General features: G+C 39.5%; 16 protein-coding genes, 2 tRNA genes and 3 rRNA genes. 10 read left to right on the forward strand and 11 right to left on the reverse strand.

All coding sequences use genetic code 11. From position 1 onward, the window contains the following. The first annotated feature begins 285 nt into the window (after positions 1-285). The 5 genes from BLT95_RS02175 to rrf all read left to right on the forward strand — a co-directional run bounded on the left by BLT95_RS02175 (position 286) and on the right by rrf (position 5,519). Positions 286-1,815: ribosomal RNA gene (locus BLT95_RS02175) — 16S ribosomal RNA — on the forward strand. 97 nt (positions 1,816-1,912) lie between these two features. Beyond that, positions 1,913-1,986: transfer RNA gene (locus BLT95_RS02180), tRNA-Ile, on the forward strand. Positions 1,987-2,115: 129 nt separating this feature from the next. Further along, positions 2,116-2,189 (forward strand) — tRNA-Ala (locus BLT95_RS02185). 229 nt (positions 2,190-2,418) lie between these two features. Beyond that, positions 2,419-5,252 (forward strand): 23S ribosomal RNA (locus tag BLT95_RS02190). Between the two features lie 157 nt (positions 5,253-5,409). Then, positions 5,410-5,519 (forward strand): 5S ribosomal RNA (gene rrf, locus BLT95_RS02195). Together the 16S, 23S and 5S rRNA genes with 2 tRNA genes alongside form the textbook arrangement of a ribosomal RNA operon. Before the next feature lie 87 nt (positions 5,520-5,606). Here rrf and BLT95_RS02200 read toward each other — a convergent pair. The 3 genes from BLT95_RS02200 to BLT95_RS02210 form a co-directional block, all read right to left on the reverse strand. Beyond that, positions 5,607-6,149, reverse strand: a complete 543-nt coding sequence (locus tag BLT95_RS02200; protein ID WP_231896396.1) for a GNAT family N-acetyltransferase — start codon at positions 6,147-6,149, stop codon at positions 5,607-5,609. 486 nt (positions 6,150-6,635) lie between these two features. Then, on the reverse strand, positions 6,636-7,064 hold the full coding sequence (locus BLT95_RS02205) for a DUF4268 domain-containing protein (protein ID WP_089664433.1): 429 nt from the start codon (positions 7,062-7,064) through the stop codon (positions 6,636-6,638). A 1-nt stretch (position 7,065) separates the two neighbouring features. After that, positions 7,066-7,782: a ZIP family metal transporter gene (locus BLT95_RS02210; RefSeq protein ID WP_089664434.1), complete on the reverse strand. Its 717-nt coding sequence runs from the start codon at positions 7,780-7,782 to the stop codon at positions 7,066-7,068. A gap of 79 nt (positions 7,783-7,861) precedes the next feature. On the opposite strand from BLT95_RS02210, the gene BLT95_RS02215 reads away from it, so the two are divergent. Next, complete coding sequence (locus BLT95_RS02215; RefSeq protein WP_089664435.1) at positions 7,862-9,025, forward strand: THUMP domain-containing protein; 1,164 nt, start codon at positions 7,862-7,864, stop codon at positions 9,023-9,025. Between the two features lie 3 nt (positions 9,026-9,028). Here BLT95_RS02215 and BLT95_RS02220 read toward each other — a convergent pair whose 3' ends face one another. Genes BLT95_RS02220 through rlmD form a run of 3 tightly spaced genes read right to left on the reverse strand, consistent with a single transcriptional unit; the run spans position 9,029 to position 11,678 of the window. Beyond that, positions 9,029-9,757 carry a DUF6048 family protein gene (locus tag BLT95_RS02220; RefSeq protein WP_231896397.1) on the reverse strand — a complete coding sequence of 243 codons (729 nt, stop codon included), beginning with the start codon at positions 9,755-9,757 and terminating at the stop codon, positions 9,029-9,031. Beyond that, entirely contained in the window at positions 9,714-10,259 is a 546-nt protein-coding gene (locus BLT95_RS02225; RefSeq protein ID WP_089664437.1) for a DUF6452 family protein, read from the reverse strand. The genes BLT95_RS02220 and BLT95_RS02225 overlap by 44 nt, the downstream gene beginning before the upstream one ends. A gap of 9 nt (positions 10,260-10,268) precedes the next feature. Then, positions 10,269-11,678: a 23S rRNA (uracil(1939)-C(5))-methyltransferase RlmD gene (rlmD, locus tag BLT95_RS02230; protein WP_089664438.1), complete on the reverse strand. Its 1,410-nt coding sequence runs from the start codon at positions 11,676-11,678 to the stop codon at positions 10,269-10,271. 175 nt (positions 11,679-11,853) lie between these two features. Between rlmD and rocD the strand changes: the two genes are divergently transcribed. Next, entirely contained in the window at positions 11,854-13,137 is a 1,284-nt protein-coding gene (gene rocD, locus BLT95_RS02235) for an ornithine--oxo-acid transaminase (protein WP_089664439.1), read from the forward strand. Between the two features lie 68 nt (positions 13,138-13,205). On the opposite strand, the gene BLT95_RS02240 is transcribed toward rocD, so the two are convergent. The 3 genes from BLT95_RS02240 to BLT95_RS02250 are packed head-to-tail and all read right to left on the reverse strand — an operon-like array spanning position 13,206 to position 15,586. After that, positions 13,206-13,532 carry a CCC motif membrane protein gene (locus BLT95_RS02240; protein WP_089664440.1) on the reverse strand — a complete coding sequence of 109 codons (327 nt, stop codon included), beginning with the start codon at positions 13,530-13,532 and terminating at the stop codon, positions 13,206-13,208. Between the two features lie 15 nt (positions 13,533-13,547). Beyond that, positions 13,548-13,820 (reverse strand): DUF2752 domain-containing protein, encoded by a 273-nt coding sequence (locus BLT95_RS02245; protein ID WP_089664441.1) that lies wholly within the window; start codon positions 13,818-13,820, stop codon positions 13,548-13,550. Between the two features lie 17 nt (positions 13,821-13,837). Then, positions 13,838-15,586 carry a T9SS type A sorting domain-containing protein gene (locus BLT95_RS02250; RefSeq protein WP_089664442.1) on the reverse strand — a complete coding sequence of 583 codons (1,749 nt, stop codon included), beginning with the start codon at positions 15,584-15,586 and terminating at the stop codon, positions 13,838-13,840. Positions 15,587-15,663: 77 nt separating this feature from the next. Between BLT95_RS02250 and BLT95_RS02255 the strand changes: the two genes are divergently transcribed. Next, positions 15,664-15,858 (forward strand): hypothetical protein, encoded by a 195-nt coding sequence (locus BLT95_RS02255; protein ID WP_089664443.1) that lies wholly within the window; start codon positions 15,664-15,666, stop codon positions 15,856-15,858. 5 nt (positions 15,859-15,863) lie between these two features. Continuing rightward, positions 15,864-16,415 (forward strand): Smr/MutS family protein, encoded by a 552-nt coding sequence (locus tag BLT95_RS02260; RefSeq protein ID WP_089664444.1) that lies wholly within the window; start codon positions 15,864-15,866, stop codon positions 16,413-16,415. On the opposite strand, the gene BLT95_RS02265 is transcribed toward BLT95_RS02260, so the two are convergent. Beyond that, positions 16,412-17,434, reverse strand: coding sequence for a hypothetical protein (locus BLT95_RS02265; protein WP_089664445.1), 1,023 nt, complete (start codon positions 17,432-17,434; stop codon positions 16,412-16,414). The genes BLT95_RS02260 and BLT95_RS02265 overlap by 4 nt on opposite strands. Positions 17,435-17,522: 88 nt before the next feature. On the opposite strand from BLT95_RS02265, the gene BLT95_RS02270 reads away from it, so the two are divergent. Beyond that, complete coding sequence (locus BLT95_RS02270) at positions 17,523-18,671, forward strand: cysteine desulfurase family protein (RefSeq protein ID WP_089664446.1); 1,149 nt, start codon at positions 17,523-17,525, stop codon at positions 18,669-18,671. A 99-nt stretch (positions 18,672-18,770) separates the two neighbouring features. Here the strand turns inward: BLT95_RS02270 and BLT95_RS02275 are convergent, their stop codons facing one another. Further along, positions 18,771-20,459 carry a M23 family metallopeptidase gene (locus BLT95_RS02275; protein WP_089664447.1) on the reverse strand — a complete coding sequence of 563 codons (1,689 nt, stop codon included), beginning with the start codon at positions 20,457-20,459 and terminating at the stop codon, positions 18,771-18,773.

A 20,459-nucleotide genomic window follows, 5' to 3' on the forward strand; every position in this document is an offset into this window, starting at 1 on the left:
AGAATGATATTAAGAGAAACCGCCGGACGGGGCGTAATTTAAAGGGGTTCAAATCCTCGGGTTTTAACTAAGACAATGATCAATACACAATAAGCAATGATCATCTGGCAATTTTAGGATTGTTAATTGATACCTGCTAATTGATAATTGACAAGTTCATTGATATATTGAATTGACAAGGATTATAGAGTAGCGATACTTTATGATCAAGTGTATAAGAATTAAGACTAGAAAAAGTCATACTGAGCAATTTCTTTAGTAGTTGTTGAATATATATAAGATTTAACGATGAAGAGTTTGATCCTGGCTCAGGATGAACGCTAGCGGCAGGCCTAACACATGCAAGTCGAGGGGTAACATAGGAAAGCTTGCTTTTCTGATGACGACCGGCGCACGGGTGCGTAACGCGTATACAATCTGCCTTTAAGCGGGGAATAGCCCATGGAAACGTGGATTAATACCCCATAGTATGTAGACCTCACCTGAGGATTACATTAAACATTTATGGCTTAAAGATGAGTATGCGTCCTATTAGTTAGTTGGTAAGGTAACGGCTTACCAAGACGGCGATAGGTAGGGGTCCTGAGAGGGAGATCCCCCACACTGGTACTGAGACACGGACCAGACTCCTACGGGAGGCAGCAGTGAGGAATATTGGACAATGGAGGCAACTCTGATCCAGCCATGCCGCGTGCAGGAAGACGGCCCTATGGGTTGTAAACTGCTTTTATACGGGAAGAACCACATCTACGTGTAGATGCTTGACGGTACCGTATGAATAAGGACCGGCTAACTCCGTGCCAGCAGCCGCGGTAATACGGAGGGTCCAAGCGTTATCCGGAATCATTGGGTTTAAAGGGTCCGTAGGCGGAGTAATAAGTCAGTGGTGAAAGTCTGCAGCTTAACTGTAGAATTGCCATTGATACTGTTATTCTTGAATTATTATGAAGTGGTTGGAATGAGTAGTGTAGCGGTGAAATGCATAGATATTACTCAGAACACCTATTGCGAAGGCAGATCACTAATAATATATTGACGCTGAGGGACGAAAGCGTAGGTAGCGAACAGGATTAGATACCCTGGTAGTCTACGCCGTAAACGATGGTTACTAGCTGTCCGGCCTAATTGAGGGCTGGGTGGTTAAGCGAAAGTGATAAGTAACCCACCTGGGGAGTACGTTCGCAAGAATGAAACTCAAAGGAATTGACGGGGGCCCGCACAAGCGGTGGAGCATGTGGTTTAATTCGATGATACGCGAGGAACCTTACCAGGGCTTAAATGCAGTCTGACAGGTCTGGAAACAGACTTTTCTTCGGACAGATTGCAAGGTGCTGCATGGTTGTCGTCAGCTCGTGCCGTGAGGTGTCAGGTTAAGTCCTATAACGAGCGCAACCCCTGTGGTTAGTTGCCAGCGAGTCATGTCGGGAACTCTAGCCAGACTGCCGGTGCAAACCGCGAGGAAGGTGGGGATGACGTCAAATCATCACGGCCCTTACGTCCTGGGCCACACACGTGCTACAATGGTAGGGACAGAGGGCAGCTACCCCGCGAGGGGATGCGAATCTTCAAACCCTATCACAGTTCGGATCGCAGTCTGCAACTCGACTGCGTGAAGCTGGAATCGCTAGTAATCGCATATCAGCCATGATGCGGTGAATACGTTCCCGGGCCTTGTACACACCGCCCGTCAAGCCATGGAAGCTGGGGGTACCTGAAGTCCGTCACCGTAAGGAGCGGCCTAGGGTAAAACTGGTAACTGGGGCTAAGTCGTAACAAGGTAGCCGTACCGGAAGGTGCGGCTGGAACACCTCCTTTCTAGAGCTTTGTCACCTAGTGACAAGCGACAATTAGTAAGGGAAGTTCAGAGGCCAATTTGGTCTTGATTCTTATCGTCAATTCGATTTATATGGACAGTCTCATAGCTCAGCTGGTTAGAGCGCTACACTGATAATGTAGAGGTCGGCAGTTCGAGTCTGCCTGAGACTACTTTTTAATTAAAGTAAGCCATCAGGTTTATAAAGACGTTCATTTGAAATAACTAAAGGAAATTTTAGAGGTTGAGTAGCCGTTATAAGTACTGTTAACTAATAACTGTTAACTGATCACTGAAATAATGGGGGATTAGCTCAGCTGGCTAGAGCGCCTGCCTTGCACGCAGGAGGTCATCGGTTCGACTCCGATATTCTCCACGATTCCTAGAGATAAAACGGGAATAGTTTTTACAAACAACCAGGAAACATAAGTTTTTTAGTTTGTAGGATCATCGAAGTTTTATTGTTAGACAGGAAAAAAGTTCATTGACATATTGAGAAACAAAGAATACGAGAACACTATTAGATAGAAATATTTAATATAAGTAATACATTATAATACTTCTGTTCTGAGCAATCAGAATGGATTAGAGCATTAAGCAAAGCGCATACAAGCTAGATAAGGGCGTATGGGGAATGCCTAGGCTCTCAGAGGCGAAGAAGGACGTGATAAGCTGCGAAAAGTCGTGGGGATTGGCACATACAAATTGATCCGCGAATATCCGAATGGGGCAACCCACTATACTGAAGGTATAGTATCCGCAAGGAGGCAAACCCGGAGAACTGAAACATCTAAGTACCCGGAGGAAGAGAAAACAATAGTGATTGCGCTAGTAGCGGCGAGCGAACGCGCAGTAGCCCAAACCAATGAGTTTACGGACTTATTGGGGTTGTAGGACCACAATATTGTTTGTACAAGGAATTAGAACAAGTTGGAAAGCTTGGCCATAGACGGTGACAGCCCGGTATAGGAAACTTCGTATAAAACATAGTGGTATCCTGAGTAGTGCGGGGCACGTGAAACCCTGTATGAATCCGGCGGGACCATCCGCCAAGGCTAAATACTCCTGAGAGACCGATAGTGAACCAGTACCGTGAGGGAAAGGTGAAAAGAACCCTGAACAAGGGAGTGAAATAGATCCTGAAACCATACGCTTACAAGCGGTCGGAGCCCCTTCGTGGGGTGACGGCGTGCCTTTTGCATAATGAGCCTACGAGTTACCGTTGCCAGCAAGGTTAAGCAGTTCAGCTGTGGAGCCGTAGCGAAAGCGAGTCTGAATAGGGCGCTTTAGTTGGTAGTGGTAGACGCGAAACCGTGTGATCTACCCTTGGGCAGGTTGAAGCTGTGGTAACACATAGTGGAGGACCGAACCCGTTGACGTTGAAAAGTCTTGGGATGACCTGAGGGTAGGGGTGAAAGGCCAATCAAACTCGGAAATAGCTCGTACTCCCCGAAATGCATTTAGGTGCAGCGATATAGATAGTTTTATAGAGGTAGAGCTACTGATTGGATGCGGGGGCTTCACCGCCTACCAATTCCTGACAAACTCCGAATGCTATAAAATGATTCATATCAGTGAGGGCATGGGTGCTAAGGTCCATGTCCGAGAGGGAAAGAACCCAGACCATCAGCTAAGGTCCCAAAATATATGTTAAGTTGAAGAAACGCGGTTGAACTGCCCAGACAGCTAGGATGTTGGCTTGGAAGCAGCCATTCATTTAAAGAGTGCGTAACAGCTCACTAGTCGAGCGGTTCGGCATGGATAATAATCGGGCATAAACATATTACCGAAGCTATGGACTATAGTTTACTATAGTGGTAGGGGAGCATTGTAACAGAGATGAAGGTGAGTCGCGAGGCTTGCTGGATTGGTTACAAAAGAAAATGTAGGCATAAGTAACGATAATGCGGGCGAGAAACCCGCACACCGAAAGACTAAGGTTTCCTCAGCTATGCTAATCAGCTGAGGGTTAGTCGGGACCTAAGGCGAACCCGAAAGGGGTAGTCGATGGACAAGCAGTTAATATTCTGCTACTTGCCCCACGTTAAAGCGGACGGAGGCGTAAATTTGGTGCGTACTGACGGAATAGTACGTTGAAGGGAGTGGTAACACCCCGATAGTACACAAAAGCTACGGCCGGCGTGATAATCCAGAGGAGCGACTTCCAAGAAAAGCGAGTGGAGGCAACCCGTACCCTAAACCGACACAGGTAGTTGGGATGAGAATTCTAAGGTGCTCGAGAGATTCATGGCTAAGGAACTAGGCAAAATTGGCCCGTAACTTCGGGAGAAGGGTCGCCCCCCTTATGGGGGGGCCGCAGTGAAAAGATCCAGGCGACTGTTTATCAAAAACACAGGGCTCTGCTAAATCGAAAGATGACGTATAGGGCCTGACACCTGCCCGGTGCTGGAAGGTTAAGGGGAGATGTTAGCTTCGGCGACGCATTGAACTGAAGCCCCAGTAAACGGCGGCCGTAACTATAACGGTCCTAAGGTAGCGAAATTCCTTGTCGGGTAAGTTCCGACCTGCACGAATGGTGCAACGATCTGGATACTGTCTCAGCCATGAGCTCGGTGAAATTGTAGTATCGGTGAAGATGCCGATTACCCGCTGTGGGACGAAAAGACCCCGTGCACCTTTACTATAGCTTAGTATTGACTTTGAACAAGTGATGTGTAGGATAGGTAGGAGACTTTGAAGCTGCATCGCCAGGTGTGGTGGAGTCGTTGTTGAAATACTACCCTTTACTTGTTTAGAGCCTAACTTCCAATGGAAGGACAGTGCTTGGTGGGTAGTTTGACTGGGGTGGTCGCCTCCAAAAGAGTAACGGAGGCTTCTAAAGGTTCCCTCAGCACGCTTGGTAACCGTGCGTAGAGTGCAATGGCAAAAGGGAGCTTGACTGAGAGACATACAGGTCGATCAGGTACGAAAGTAGAGCATAGTGATCCGGTGACACCGCATGGAAGGGTCATCGCTCAAAGGATAAAAGGTACGCCGGGGATAACAGGCTGATCTCCCCCAAGAGCTCACATCGACGGGGGGGTTTGGCACCTCGATGTCGGCTCGTCACATCCTGGGGCTGGAGAAGGTCCCAAGGGTTGGGCTGTTCGCCCATTAAAGTGGCACGCGAGCTGGGTTCAGAACGTCGTGAGACAGTTCGGTCTCTATCTACAGTGGGCGTTAGAAATTTGAGTGGACCTGATCCTAGTACGAGAGGACCGGATTGGACGAACCTCTGGTGTATCTGTTGTTCCGCCAGGAGCACTGCAGAGTAGCTACGTTCGGAAGGGATAAGCGCTGAAAGCATATAAGCGCGAAACCCACCACAAGATGAGATTTCTTTAAAGGACCGTGGGAGACTACCACGTTGATAGGCTACAGGTGTAAAGGCAGTAATGTCATAGCCGAGTAGTACTAATCATCCGTAAAGCTTGATGCGCGATGGCTCTGAGGCCGCAAAACCTCAGAGCCGCCAAATGCTTATTTTATAATGCATGACCAGTTCTTCGTTTAATTTTTTGTTTCTTAAGTATGTCAACGATATTAGTTCTAAGTAATTAGAACAGTTTTAAGCTCGAAGCTTATAACTTACCTTTTAAGGTGGCTATAGCAACGGGGCTCACCTCTTCCCATCCCGAACAGAGTAGTTAAGCCCGTTAGCGCAGATGGTACTGCTGTATTGTGGGAGAGTATGTCGCCGCCTTCTTCTTGAAAACCCTTTATCTCAACAGATAAAGGGTTTTTTTATGCCCTATTCCCAGGTACCAGTAAAAATTAATGAGATTTAATATTCTTATTCTTCTGAATTGATTTTGGCAAAAAGCTCAATACTTATATATTTTCCCTTTTTAACCTCACAGTCCTGCATAGAACCTTCAAGCTTGAAAGCTAGCTTATCCAGAACTTTTGCTGAATTTCTATTTTCGCTCTCTACATAAGCTTCTAAACGGTGTATTTTGAGGTCATGGAATAAATATTCTATTATAATTTCAGCAGCTTCCTTGATAAAACCATTACCCCAGTAATCAGGTAACAACCAGAAACCTATCTCAGCTTTATTATGCTCTTTATTATGGTCGTTATAGCCTACAGCACCACAAAATTCATTTGAGTTCTTTAGATAAATGGCCCACCACATACCCGAACCGGATTTCTCGAGATTTTCATACCAATTTATTTGTTCCTCCGTGTCCTCAAAAGTACCATATTGAACACCATAATATCTTATTACTTCTTTATGAGAAAGTCCTTTATGGATGTTTGATTGATCCTGTCTTTTTATCTTCCTTAGTAGTAACCGCTCAGTTTCAAATTTAGGAAAGTTAATATTCTTCAAAATATAGGGTTTTAAAAAACAAGTATTGATTCAACATGTGTCAAGGCTATAATATTATTTATATACTAGACTCGTAAATGTATTCTAGGTGTTAATAGAAATTCACCAGAAGTGATTTCTAGTTCAACATTACTTAAGGTTTAAGTTTGAAAACATGGTGAAAATCTAAAAAAATGCTGTTTATTTTGTTAATATATGTACCATCTATCTTTATAGTAAATTCCATCCCACCCTGATTAGTGGTACTTTCCTGATCTATAATTAGAACCATCCTGCTTTCAGAAACCTCACTAATTCTCATTCTACTTTCCTGCGGGCCAGCAACTCCCTGTCCCTCAACCTGGCCAATAGTGCCCGATGTAACTATATAATCACCTTCGATTTTATAGGTTGGTTAATTGGTAAAATGAAAAAGATATGGTAGGGTACAGACGAAAGTCGCTATCTTTCTATATATCAAAATACCGAAAAATATTTTTTACTTGTTTAATTTTTTAAAAAATCGCTGAAATCTTTAAAAAAATCTTCCAAAAGCGTCATTTTTGAAGAAAGGAATTCTTTTGTTTCTGGCCAGGTTTTTTTATTATGAATACTCACATTATCAAGCTGAGTATAAATCCTGCTTATTATCTTTCCTTCAGGTAATTCATAGAATTCTTCAAAAATCACATCTGGTAGATACTCTTCTTTCAGAATAGTTTTAAGTGATTGTAACTTTTCAAAATAATATTCTCGTATCAACTCAGTGTCGTCAATAACATCGAGAGAGACCTGCGCAAATTTTCGGTTGAAAGTAAACTTCAATTGTATTTCCTTCATTTTGGTATTATACAACAGCCATTTATGTGGATACTCCTTTCCGAAGCTTGTCCAGAATTCCTGTCGTATTTTCTTTGATTCTTCCTGACTAAACATTTTATATAAAATAAGCCAGAAGAATACCCAAAATGATAACTGCTAACTTAGAAGCGTTAAAGGAATGATTTTTTGAAGATTCAAATATAATTGTTGTAGATACATGAAGAAAAATACCTATTACAATTGCGTTTATATATGGAGCGTATTCTGCAATAAAATCGACATTATTTTTTAGCCAGCTACCTAAAGGTGTCATTAAAGCAAAGAAGCCCAGGAATAAAATCACTTTAGGTTGGCTTAATTTGCTTTGCACCAGGAACACAGAAAGAATTGCAGCTACGGGAATTTTATGGATCACAACACCATGAAGAAGGTGATTATCATTTTCCAATGGAAATCCTTCCAGTAGTGAGTGCAGGCTTAAACTGATTAATAATAAAAGGGGAAAACTGTTGTTATTCTCATGAAAATGCAAATGGCCATGTTCTACCCCTTTCGAAAGGAATTCTAAAACGATTTGCAACAATAATCCCATCATGATAAATACACCAATACCGTTTTGTTGAGCACTATAAACATCTGGAAGCAGCTCCAGAACTGTTACAGCAAGAAGATATGCACCGCTAAAAGCAAGCAAAAGTTTAAAGCCCGATGAACTTCCGGGTTTTAAAAAAAGGGAAATTATATAACCTGCAACAACTGCAAAGATGGGTAGTATGTATATATATAGATCTGTAAGCAAGGTCCTTTGGTTAGTTAAGTTGACTAAGTTCATGACCAGGCATGAACTATCCCGTAATAATTATACTTTCGGGCAAAATTAACTTATTTTTGCGGTTCTTTAAAGAAGGATTATGGATAACTACAGAATGATCGCCAAGACCCTTTATGGTTTTGAGTCGATCCTCGCAAAGGAATTACTGGATCTTGGTGCAATGGATATCAAAGAAGGTAATCGAATGGTTAGCTTCGTTGGTGATAAAGGCTTTATGTATAAGGCTAATCTATGTTTGCGAACAGCCATAAAGATTTTGAAGCCATATGAAAGCTTTCGGGTGAATTCTGAACAGGAGCTGTACGATAATATTAAAAAACTACCCTGGGAGAAATTCCTCGCTGATGACGGAAGTCTTGCGATAGATTCGGCAGTACATTCAGATATATTTACCCACTCTCAATATGTAGCGCTTAAAAGTAAGGATGCTATTGTAGACAGGTTCAGAGAGAAATTTGGAAAAAGACCAGACGTAGATCTTGATTTCCCAGATCTACGAATCAATATTCATATAGAACAGAATTTTTGCAATGTGTCTTTTGATAGTTCGGGTGACTCTCTTCATAAACGAGGGTATCGTACCGCTACGAACATTGCACCAATCAACGAAGTGTTGGCTGCAGGGATGCTTTTAATTTCTGGATGGGACGGTCAATGTGATTTTCTTGATCCCATGTGCGGTAGCGGAACTATCCCAATTGAGGCGGCAATGATTGCCTGTAATATTCCTCCAAACTTAAACCGAAAGGAATTTGCTTTCGAAAAATGGAATGATTGGGACGAAGATCTCTATGAGAAGATCGAAAATTCTGCGATGAAAAAGGTAAGGGATTTTCATTTTAAGATTAAGGGCTATGATAAGGCTCCTTCGGCAATAATGAAGGCGAAAGATAATGTAAAGAATGCCAACCTTTCAGATTTTATTGAAATAGAGCAGCGTAGCTTCTTTGAGAGCGAAAAGCAGGGAGATAAGTACCTACATATGTTATTTAATCCGCCATATGGAGAACGTCTGGAAATTGATATCGAAGAATTCTACGGAAAAATAGGGGATACCCTTAAGCAAAGCTACCCTGGTACCCATGCCTGGTTTATTGCTACCAATTTCGATGCGATTAAAAGCGTGGGATTAAGAGCTTCCAGGAAGATAAAACTGTATAACGGTCCTTTAGAGGGCAGACTGTTAAAGTATGTACTTTACGAAGGGTCTAAGAAACGAAGCAAGCAGCAGAACGATGATTAATGATTAGTTTCTTGCTTTCTTAAAAAATGGTACTAAATAAGATATAGAATAACCAAAACCGGCGCCAAATTCACTGCTATCATACGTTCTTCCAAAACCAGGGATTGCAAGGTTATCAAAATTTGTAGGACTGTTCTGGCCAATTCTTCTTTTAAGTTGAACATTAGCTGAAAGGAAAAGATTGTTTATAACTTCAACTTTAATACCTATCATCACTTCTGCCCAGCTTGCTGTTAAACCGGTAACTTCATTGTTATCTTCCCTAATATCGGGTCCAAAATAATCTGAAGAAGTATAAATTCTATATTGATCCAGGGTTTGCGAAAATGTTGCGAAACCATAGCGAACACCAACAAATATGGCATTCTGCATATCCAGCCAATTCTCATAAGCATTATAATCACCACCAAGTTTTATATAGCTGCCGTTGGTAGTAGTTTGAATATTATCGCCTTCAAAAGTAATTTTTTCAGTTCCAAGTTCTGCGGCGGCATAGAAATTTTTGTAAGCCCTATAATCTCCTACAAGTTGAAATCCGCTAAAATTATCGTCCAATAAAGTACGAAGTGGTTTGCTTAGATCAACCCCGAGTCTAACCCCGTATTTCTCATTATATTTAAGAGTATCCTGAGCGGCAGCTTGCTGTTGAGCAGAAAGTGAAAAGCTGGCAATAAGTATAAAAATAAAGCTAGAAAAATATCGATACATGTGCCTGATTTTGATCTTCAACATTTGGTTCCTCGATTTGTATGTCCTGGATCCAATTTGGTATCTCAGTTCCACCATCTACATCAACCTTTAATCCTACATAACTTATTTTATATGCACAGGCCCGGTTTAGGTAATCTTCCTGTCTTCCATACGTAAAACGTATGGTATCTCTCTGCCCACTATTAGTTGCAGTGGTATCCCCTTCTTCAGTATTTAGAGTTAACACATATTCAGTAAGGTCTGCGGAAGTTTTTAAAGGGATGGCAACACTGTCCTGCGTATATCTGTAATAACGAACATTGTTCCCGCTTCCTGTATTCACTACAAAATCTGTGCTATCACTATCTGTTGATCTAATACTTAGGTTCTGCGGAGTTTTAAGCTCATCTGGTTCCTCAATATCATAAAAGCGGATGATCAATAAAGGAGTGGTCTCTACAGATTCAGCACAAATGTCATCACGCTGACAGCCAAGACTAACCAATAGTGCAAGAATAAGAAGAAATCTAAGGTTATTTTTCATGTATTTCTACTATCGTTTTTCTAAACAAACTACATTCTCCACATGATGAGTTTGAGGAAACATATCCACTGCCTGAACAGAGGTTACTTTGTAATATTCATCTAATAGTGCAAGATCCCGTGCCTGAGTGGCAGAATTACAACTCACATAAACAATGCGTTCAGGTAATATACCAATTATTTGTGCTACAACATCTTTATGCATCCCGTCCCGTGGAGGATCGGTAATAATAACGTCGGGATGTCCATGTTTATTGATAAAACTTTCGGTGAAAACCTTTTTCATATCTCCAACATAGAATTCTACGTTATCAATATTATTTCTTTCGGCATTTTCTTTTGCATCTTTAATTGCTTCAGGAACCGCTTCCACACCAATCACTTTTTTAGCGTTTTTCGCTACGAACTGAGCGATGGTGCCTGTTCCTGTATAAAGATCATAAACAAGTTCGTCACCTTTTAGATTTGCATAGTCCCTGGTGATCTTATAGAGATTATATGCCTGATCTGAATTTGTTTGGTAAAAAGATTTGGCGTTGATCTTGAATTTAAGACCTTCCATTTCTTCAAAAATATGATCACGACCATTATAACAAATCACTTCCTGATCATAAATAGTGTCATTTGCTTTATTATTCACAACGTACTGAAGAGATGTGATTTCCGGAAACTTTTCGGCAACTGCATTTAGCAGTAACTCGCGTTTCCTTTGGTCATCTTCATAGAACTGAACAAGGATCATAATCTCACAAGTAGAAGTAGTTCTAATCATTAAGGTACGCAGAAGTCCTTCCTGGTTACGGGTATTGAAAAAACTAAGATCATTTTCATTTGCAAACTCCTTAACAAAGTTTCTAATGGCGTTACTGGGATCTGCCTGTAAATGACATTTTTTGATATCAAGAATCTTGTCCCACATTCCCGGGATGTGAAAACCTAAGGCATTTCTATCCTGAATGTCTTCTCCGCTTTGAATTTCATCTTGCGTTAACCAGCGGCTATCGCTAAACGAAAATTCCATTTTATTTCTATAAAAGTAGATCTCTTCACTGCCCAGTATAGGAGTGATCTCGGGAAGTTCAATTTTACCCAGCCTGCGAAGATTATTTTCTACTTCATTTTGCTTGTATTCAAGCTGATATTTATAATCCATATTTTGCCATTTGCAACCTCCACAAGTTCCAAAATGCAGGCAAACTGGTTCTGTTCGTTTATCTGATAATTCATGAAATTTGGTAGCAGTTCCCTGGTAATATGATTTTCGCTTTCTGGTAGTTTGAACATCTGCCACATCTCCCGGAACCGCATTGTCTATAAAGATGACTCTTCCATCTGGAGATTTAGCGATAGCCTTACCTTTGGCTCCCGCGTCTATAACTTCAATTTCAGTAAAAAGTTTGTTTTTATTTCTTCTTGCCATAGCGCAAAAATAGGATAATTAACAAGATTTAAAGAGGAGGCAGTTGAAATTTTCAGCAAACATTTAGTAATTTGCAGCAATTCGAATTTCGGGGATGATTTCTCTCCCTTTTCGTCATTTTTCAACCGAATAAAGAAGGAATAGCATTACACTAATTCAAAAACTAAAAACTAACATGCCATTACCTAAGATCAAAACTTCAGAAGAAGCTATACAACTTGAGGACCAACATGGTGCACACAACTATCATCCATTACCTGCAGTACTTAGCAGGGGAGAAGGTGTTCATGTATGGGATGTGGAAGGAAAAAAATACTATGATTTTCTATCTGCCTATTCAGCGGTAAATCAGGGGCATTGCCATCCTAAGATTGTTGGAGCTTTACATGAGCAGGCTTCAAAACTTGCATTAACTTCTCGTGCATTTCATAATGACGTGCTTGGGGCTTATGAAAAATATGCCACTGAATATTTTGGTTTCGATAAGCTACTACCGATGAATACAGGTGCAGAGGCTGTTGAAACAGCGATTAAAATAGCTAGAAAATGGGCATATGAAAAAAAGGGAGTTAAGGAAACGGAAGCCCAGATCATAGTTTGCGCTAATAATTTTCACGGAAGAACTACTACTATCATTTCCTTTTCTAATGATGAGGAAGCACGTAGAAATTTTGGACCATATACTCCAGGATTTATAAAGATAAATTATGACGATCCCGAAGCTTTGGAAGCTGCAATAGAAGCTAATCCTAATGTTGCTGGTTTTCTTGTAGAACCAATACAGGGAGAGGCAGGAGTGTATACTCCGGCAGATGATTTTATGAAGAAAGCTAAAGAGATCTGTAATAAAAACAATGTTTTGTTTATGGCAGATGAGATCCAGACTGGGATTGCCAGAACCGGCGGCTTATTAGCAGTTTGTGGACATTGTACCTGCGAAGGTCACTGCGAAAGACAGGAAGAGACTTACAGCAAGCCAGATATCCTTATTCTTGGAAAAGCACTTTCTGGAGGTAATTATCCCGTATCTGCAGTATTAGCTGATAATGAAGTGATGGATGTAATTCAGCCCGGACAGCATGGTTCTACTTTTGGAGGGAATCCCGTGGCCGCTGCTGTAGCTGTAGCTGCATTAGATGTAGTGAAAGATGAACACCTAATTCAGAATGCACGTAAGCTTGGAAATCTTTTCAGAAGACTACTGGACGATTATATAAAAGATTCTAATATTGTGAATCTTGTTAGAGGGCGTGGATTGTTGAACGCGATTGTTATTAATGATGCTGAAGATAGTTCTACTGCATGGAATATTTGCATGGCTCTGAAAGAGAACGGACTTCTTGCCAAGCCAACACATGGAAATATTATTCGATTCGCTCCGCCATTAGTAATGAATGAAGAGCAATTAAGAGATTGTGTGGATATTATTATTAAAACTTTAAAACAGTTCGAGAAATAATCTCTGGTACAGCTAAATAAAAAATCCCGCTTTTTTAGCGGGATTTTTTTTATCTAAAATGGAGGTAATTATCCGCCATATTCTCTTAGAATCTCTTCCTGTACCTGTCTCATTTCTTCAACTCCCCCAAACATGATTATACTAATAATACCTGCAATAATACTAAGCGCTATTAATGCTAATCCAATGATAGCAAGAATTTTTCCCGCCTTTACATTTTGATATCCAGTATATAGCTCCGGGTCTGAATTGTAGATCTCTGTCGCACGTTTAGACATTACAAGGGTAATTATACCAAATATTGCTCCTGGTACTCCGTAACAACAACATCCTATAATAGATAATATTCCAAAGATCAGGATCAGGGTTGAATTGGGTAGTTCTCTTTTTTCCATAAATTTGTTAGTTGGTTAGGTGAAAATATGAATCATTTTTAGAATATAGGCCCCGGCAATAATAAGAGCATTGAATACTATAAGACCAATTTTAATATTAAAATCATATTTAAATTTAAAAAAAAGATTGACAAGAAGGAATCCCAGCAAAATTGCTAAGCTGTAAATAGCTGGATACATATAGAAAGCTTCTTTGAATTCTCCTTGAAAAAGCAAAAGTGCAGCCCGCTGACCTCCGCAGCCGGTACACTCAATCCCCAAAAGGCTTTTGTTAAGACAGGGAAACATGTATTCTTCCAGACTACTCAATTTTTAATGCCAATTTTCTTAGTAAGCTCTTTATTGTCGGTGGTTTTGACCTTGACAATATAAACAGCATTACTTAAATTTCCAGTAGGAAAATAAAATTCTTTTTCTTTAGACCTGAAATTTTGATTTAGAAATAACTTTCCGTTAAGGTCATAGATTTTTAAATTACTCAAATGAGTATCATATAGAATTTTTATCTCAAGTTGTTCTATAAGATTGTTCTGGAATATATCGATGGTATTTAGCAAAACTAAGGGAGGCTTACTATCACCTGCTACAGGCTCTTCTTTGATATTTTCTTCTGAAGCAAGTTTTTCTATAAAGCTTATAAAGAAACGATCGTTATAATCACCCTCCGGCAAACTTATCTTTAATGAACCGGTTTTAATTCCATAATAAAGATCATCTTTTGCATCATAAACAAACAAACGGTCTGGATTGAAATTATTAAATTCTGATACATAAAACTTGAGAATACTTGTTTTTGAGAGGCTAATTTTAAGCGGGATTAATTCTTTGTCTATCTTAGGTCTTGCATTAACAACGAATTTTTCTTCTGAAATTACCCAGCTTACCTCTTGTGGAGATTCATTCATTTTTCTTGCATCCAATGCATGGTCTTCATTAATAGTGGAATTTTCAAGGAAAGCCAAACCCAGTTCCTGAATGTATGTTGAATCTAATTCAATGCTTAGAATTAAAGAAGAATTTGTTATTTCGGGAGATTTAAATGTAGATACTCCTAAAGCTTCTTTTTGATAAAGTCTTTGAGAGTTTTGAAAATGAATTTTACCATTATTTTTACCAATTACCATAAATCCCTGTGCGATGGGAATTATCTTTCTGGGGTAAATCTGTCCTATTTCACCGGTTATGGTCCCATCGCCATATCTTTTAAAAATAGCGGGAATATATATGCCGGTTCCGGGAGAATAGGTGCCGTATCCACCTTCATAATCTGCAAGGTAATGGGAATTGCCATTTTTTTTAGAATCCCAGAAATAGGCAATACCGGTGGTTGAAGTGTTTTCAAAAAGGAATTTATCCAGGTCCAGGGCAGATGGATACGGGTTTCCCAGTAATAATACCTGTTCTTTTTCTATTGGTAATTCTATCTTCGCATCGTTTGGGGTGCCCCGAAAGTCATAGATTTGTGCAGATCCTGGATTAACCATTTCACCTTCTACTTTATTGTAATTGCTTCCATTCACCCCTTTCATTGTAAAGCCTTCACCCGGTAAAAGATCAAAATGATCCCCGAGATATTGCCAGCTTGAGTAGTCGGTTCCGGAATATGTATAGATCCATCGGTTAGCAATGCTTAATGGATCGCTCTGACCTTCTAATGCCGAAGTAAATATTACTTTCCTGCTCTCGGTATTTGTAAGAGGATCGTTCAAATAATCAGGTAGCAGCTGTTTAGCTGGATAGACTATAACAGGCAGGCCCCAATAGTTGTAATCAAAGGCATTGGAGGTGCCTCTTTGGAATACTGAGATACTCCCATCGCCGGTATTTAAATTCTTTAGTTTTTCACCCTGAAGTAATTGTGCGCCTTTCCGAAGGTAAAAACTTGCTTCGGTGTCTTTATTGTGATTTTTATTTAGATGAATATTATTTCGAACAAATACCAGTCGATCTTTTGCATACAGATAACTGTCAGATTTATCTGATGGTGAAATATATAACTGCGCATAAATTGTAGATGTGCTAAAAAACACCAGAAAAAAGAATGGTAGCCTCATCGAAAGCCATAAATTTGCATAAATGTAAACAATAATACTTTCCGGATTACTAATTAAAAAATTTTAACTTACTGAAAATGAATAACTCACAAATTATAAATACGCTTCTTATTGTAGTTGGAGGAGCCCTGCTTATTTATACAATTTCAGTAAACGATGTGAGTCCATATTTTAAAATCCTGGGTCTTATCATAATCATGTTGGGACTTTACAGGGCAACTAATTTCTGGGTGGCCACCAAGGACGACCATGAAAATGAAAAGGAAAACTAGCAGTGATGAAAGATTTAGTGCCTGGAGATAATGTAGAGTTACTGGATGATGACCTTAGTGGAATTGTTCAGAATGTAAAAGGAGATCAAGTTGAAATTAAAACTGAAGAGGGCTTTATTATGAATTTTACGGCCGATCAGCTGGTTAAAATTGAAAATGATATTGACGAAATTGATGTTCAGGATTTTGATTTTAATGAGGTTTTAAAGGAAAAAACATCTTCAAAAAAGCCAAAATCGAACAGGGTGAAGCCTAAGGAAAGAAATGCCCCTCCTATGGAAGTTGATCTACATATTAATCAGTTAGTGAGATCTTCAGGAAGTATGTCTAATCATGAAATGTTGAATTTACAACTTGACACCGCCAGGCATAAACTGGAATTCGCAATGAGAAAACGAATCCAAAAGGTCGTTTTTATTCATGGTGTGGGAGAGGGCGTCCTTAAAATGGAACTGGAATACTTACTGGGAAGATATTCAAATATAAAATTCTATGATGCCGATTATCAAAAGTACGGCCTCGGAGCGACCGAAGTTTATATATTTCAGAATGCTTAAGTGGTAGGTTCTTCAGTCTCTTCTTCGGTCTCCTCAGTTACGCCACAATTAGAATCCTGATCAGGACATAAGATAACTTCAATACCAGACTCCATATAATTGCCAAAATTGTAAGATGCGAATTGAATCGATTCTCCAGAGCCATCCTGTTTGGTAAACTTTAGGTCTTCTACAGTGATGCGATATCCATAACTTCTGGTGATATCATTTAATATATATACATCATGTCGCAGCTCATCCACTTGCTCAGGATTTAAATAATTAGGAATCCCCTCGGCGGTTTGGAAAAGAGTTGGATTATTTTCATCTCCTTCCTGAACTTCAAACCTGGTTAGAATTCCGTCGTTATCGTCGTCGTTATCAAGATAATTCGGTATTCCATCCTCATCGGTGTCTCTTTGTCCGTCACTATTAACGGGATCATTTGCGCTATTTGCTAACTCTATATCTGTTTCCACATTATCACCATCATCGTCTACATCCAGATAATCGGGTATTCCATCTTCATCTGTATCTAAATGGTCTACTCCGTCAGGATCCCATCCTTCGTCAATATTATCCAAACCATCCCCATCTACATCAATATTTGGAGATTCATCTGCAAAGCCAGGGGTAATGTAGACAACAGCACCGGTGCCACTAATCCATTCTTCTATTACGGCGGGCTGGCTCGGAGGGACTACATTACAGAAATAATCATTAGGAACTTCACTATTAAAGATCCTGTAAACAATTCTATTATTGTTACTTCCATCTCCAGTTAAATTAAAGCTTATTTCTTCCTCTTCCGGCGGAATAATATTTCCGTCTTCACCAACATCCAGAACACTACTGTTGAATTCCAGTGAAATAGATTCGAATACATCATTATTGTTAATAGAATAGAAAACATTTTTATTAGGACCCTCGCAAAACTCTACATCACTATCCTCAAAATCAAAACTGGTCACAATGATCTCTCCATCATCACAGGAATTAAGTAGCGCAAGGGAAAATATGCCGAATAATAAACGTCTCATGAAGCTGCTTTTTCAACAAAAATAAAGGAATCAAACTTATAACTAAGAGATGTAGGAAATTATTTTATTTCCGTTAATTTTGCGCACTATGGAGAATGTGTATTTTGATTCAGCAGCTACTACCCAGATAAGGGAGGAAGTGGTCGATAAAATGGCCCGCGTTTTAAAAGAAAATTATGGAAACCCTTCATCTACCCATAGTTTCGGGAGATCTTCTAAGTCACTTTTGGAACAGGCAAGAAAGACGGTGGCAGCGATTCTAAATGTAAAAGCATCAGAGATCGTATTCACTTCTGGAGGAACGGAGGCTGATAATCTTGCATTAAATTCCGCCGTTCGGGATCTTGGGGTACAAAGAATTATCACCTCAAAAATTGAACATCACGCGGTTCTTTATACGGTAGATCAGCTTAAAGAATGTTTCGAGATCGAGGTGGAGTTTGTAAACCTTGATTCCAGAGGAAATATTGATCTTTCCGATCTTGAAACCCGACTGAAAAATTCAGATAAAAAGACTTTGGTGAGTCTTATGCATGTGAACAATGAAATTGGAAATATGCTTGATCTTAAAAAAACTGCGGAGCTAGTGAAATCGCATAATGCATTATTTCATTCAGACACCGTTCAGTCTATAGGTCATTTTAATATGGATCTCAGTGACATCCCTGTAGATTTCACAGCAGTAAGCGCACATAAATTTCATGGCCCCAAAGGAGTTGGTTTTGCCTTTGTAAGAAGAAATTCTGGATTAAAGCCATTGATTTTTGGAGGAGAGCAGGAGCGAGGTCATCGTGCAGGAACAGAAGGAGTTCATAATATTGTAGGTTTAGAGGAGTCTCTTAAACTTGCTTATGAAAATCTTGAAGCGGAAAAGGAATACACTATTTCACTTAAAAAACACTTCATTGAAAGTCTTAAAAGAGAGATTCCCGGAGTAAAATTTAACGGGGAATGTGAGAATTTTGAAAAAAGCACCTACACTCTTATCAATATTTGTCTACCTGTTAGTGCTGAAAAGGCCTTGATGTTATTATTTCAACTGGATCTTAAAGGAATTGCCTGTTCAAAAGGTAGCGCCTGCCAAAGTGGTAGCGATAAAGGATCCCATGTTTTAAACGCTTTTTGTTCTGAAGAGGATCTTGAGAAACCATCATTAAGATTTTCCTTTTCGAAATATAATACAAAAGAGGAGATAGATTATGTGGTAAAGACCTTAAAAGAATTTATAGAATCTTAATTAAATTTCAATTCTAAATATAATAGGAAAGCTGAACCACCGGGTTCAGCTTTTTCATTTAAATGATATCATTTCACGTATTGCGTGGCGTACAAAGTTTTACTTCCTGAAAAACTTCGCGGTATAAGTATTGGTATTTCCAACATTATCGGTGACTATCACCTTTAAGTTATTTTCAGTTTCTGTTATCACATCATCAGAAAAATAATGGGTTAAGGTATTGTTCTTATATTCATATTCCATCAGGATAAATTTGCCGTTTACAGTTGCCCTGTATGCATCTATTCCTGATAGATCATCTGATATTTTCACCTTTAAAGTCTCGTTATTAGAGATCCATTGACCGTCATAGAAGTTGCCAGGAACTACCCTGGGAGCCGTGGTGTCTTTAACCAGCGTATATTTACCAAAAGTTCTGGTGCCGGTAGTAAACCTATTTCCTTTTTTATAAGTAGTTGAATAATTAGGTCTGCCATAATCTGAAAGTCTGGCAATAAATAATCGCTCTTTTTCTTCCTCAGAATAGTTGATTACGTCAAAACCAATGGTAAAGTTCTTATGAACCGGGATTTCATCTTTATGAACTTTTACGGTTTCTCCATTAAAACTGATGTCTAAATAGGCATCTTCATACAAGCTTCCACCGGGAATATATATGTCTATTTTTTCTCCTTTGGCTGAAAGTCCGTTCTGAGCAGTTGCTAAATATTCGGTTTCAACTTTTTCTTTCTTTTGTATTCTATCGCTAATTTGTCCTTTAATAGGTATTCTAACTACTTTTTCATTGCCTTTAAAATCGGTTACTTTTATAGTGTATTGATAATCCAGACTATCCTTAACATTGAGTTTGCCTTCAGAAATTAATTCGCCGTAGATGCTTAAAGGGTTGCCCGCTGTTTTAAAAAGTCGTTGTACACGGCTTTTATTGTTGGTGTAATATTCATAATCTATTAACTGATTTAAATGTCTTGTTTCAGCAAAAGAGAACTTTTCGAAATTTACTTCAAAAACCTGATCTCCATTTAGGTTAGCTTCAATTTTAAACACACCGTTATGATTATATGCGCCATCTTGCTGGTCTACAGTGGAGATGCCAAAGCCAATCTCACCACAAGCTTCAACCTGATTTACAGTATAGGTTCCGTCATTTAATGGGATTAGATTTAGTTTTTGCCGTTCCTGAGAATTGTTAACATGAGCATCATCTCCAAGAGGATATGCGAAAACGCCCTGGATCATTGGTTTTTTACTATCTGGTACATCCAGACCAAACATCTGCGCATTCATGGGGCGCTGACTGCCATCGCGTATTTCAAAATGTAAATGAGGGCCTCCGCTACCTCCTGTATTTCCGCTATAAGCAATTAATTCTCCCTGTTCCACAGCCAGATCACCAGCTTCAGGAAAAAGTTCTATCTCATAAGATTCTTTGGCATATTGCTGTTTCCGAAGATATTCTTTGATTTTGGGAGCAAGTTTTTGTAAATGTCCATAAACAGTAGTATATCCATTGGGATGTTGGATGTATAGGGCCTTCCCATATCCATAATGCTGAATATTGATACGGCTTATATACCCGGCAGCTGAAGCCTTAACTGCCAGACCTTCACGTTGCTGGGTTTTTATATCCAGGCCACTATGAAAGTGATTAGACCTGAGTTCACCAAAAGTACCTGCTAGCACTATCGGGACATCCAGTGGGTTATTAAAATAATCCTGTGGTAAGGAATTTTGTGATTGCAGTGTAGAAAATAAAATTAGAAACAGTAGGCTTGTAGCTCTCTTCAT

The organism is Gramella sp. MAR_2010_147 (assembly GCF_900105135.1).
In the GTDB taxonomy this organism is placed as follows: Bacteria; Bacteroidota; Bacteroidia; order Flavobacteriales; family Flavobacteriaceae; genus Christiangramia.

Excerpts from the sequence above, each read along its gene's own strand:
- BLT95_RS02210 (WP_089664434.1), bottom strand. The coding sequence starts at position 7,782 with ATGAACTTAGTCAACTTAACTAACCAAAGGACCTTGCTTACAGATCTA.
- BLT95_RS02220 (WP_231896397.1), bottom strand. The coding sequence starts at position 9,757 with ATGTTGAAGATCAAAATCAGGCACATGTATCGATATTTTTCTAGCTTT.
- BLT95_RS02215 (WP_089664435.1), top strand. The coding sequence starts at position 7,862 with ATGGATAACTACAGAATGATCGCCAAGACCCTTTATGGTTTTGAGTCG.
- BLT95_RS02260 (WP_089664444.1), top strand. The coding sequence starts at position 15,864 with ATGAAAGATTTAGTGCCTGGAGATAATGTAGAGTTACTGGATGATGAC.
- BLT95_RS02205 (WP_089664433.1), bottom strand. The coding sequence starts at position 7,064 with ATGTTTAGTCAGGAAGAATCAAAGAAAATACGACAGGAATTCTGGACA.
- BLT95_RS02255 (WP_089664443.1), top strand. The coding sequence starts at position 15,664 with ATGAATAACTCACAAATTATAAATACGCTTCTTATTGTAGTTGGAGGA.
- BLT95_RS02225 (WP_089664437.1), bottom strand. The coding sequence starts at position 10,259 with ATGAAAAATAACCTTAGATTTCTTCTTATTCTTGCACTATTGGTTAGT.
- BLT95_RS02245 (WP_089664441.1), bottom strand. The coding sequence starts at position 13,820 with ATGTTTCCCTGTCTTAACAAAAGCCTTTTGGGGATTGAGTGTACCGGC.
- BLT95_RS02275 (WP_089664447.1), bottom strand. The coding sequence starts at position 20,459 with ATGAAGAGAGCTACAAGCCTACTGTTTCTAATTTTATTTTCTACACTG.
- BLT95_RS02270 (WP_089664446.1), top strand. The coding sequence starts at position 17,523 with ATGGAGAATGTGTATTTTGATTCAGCAGCTACTACCCAGATAAGGGAG.
- BLT95_RS02250 (WP_089664442.1), bottom strand. The coding sequence starts at position 15,586 with ATGAGGCTACCATTCTTTTTTCTGGTGTTTTTTAGCACATCTACAATT.
- rocD (WP_089664439.1), top strand. The coding sequence starts at position 11,854 with ATGCCATTACCTAAGATCAAAACTTCAGAAGAAGCTATACAACTTGAG.
- BLT95_RS02240 (WP_089664440.1), bottom strand. The coding sequence starts at position 13,532 with ATGGAAAAAAGAGAACTACCCAATTCAACCCTGATCCTGATCTTTGGA.
- BLT95_RS02265 (WP_089664445.1), bottom strand. The coding sequence starts at position 17,434 with ATGAGACGTTTATTATTCGGCATATTTTCCCTTGCGCTACTTAATTCC.
- rlmD (WP_089664438.1), bottom strand. The coding sequence starts at position 11,678 with ATGGCAAGAAGAAATAAAAACAAACTTTTTACTGAAATTGAAGTTATA.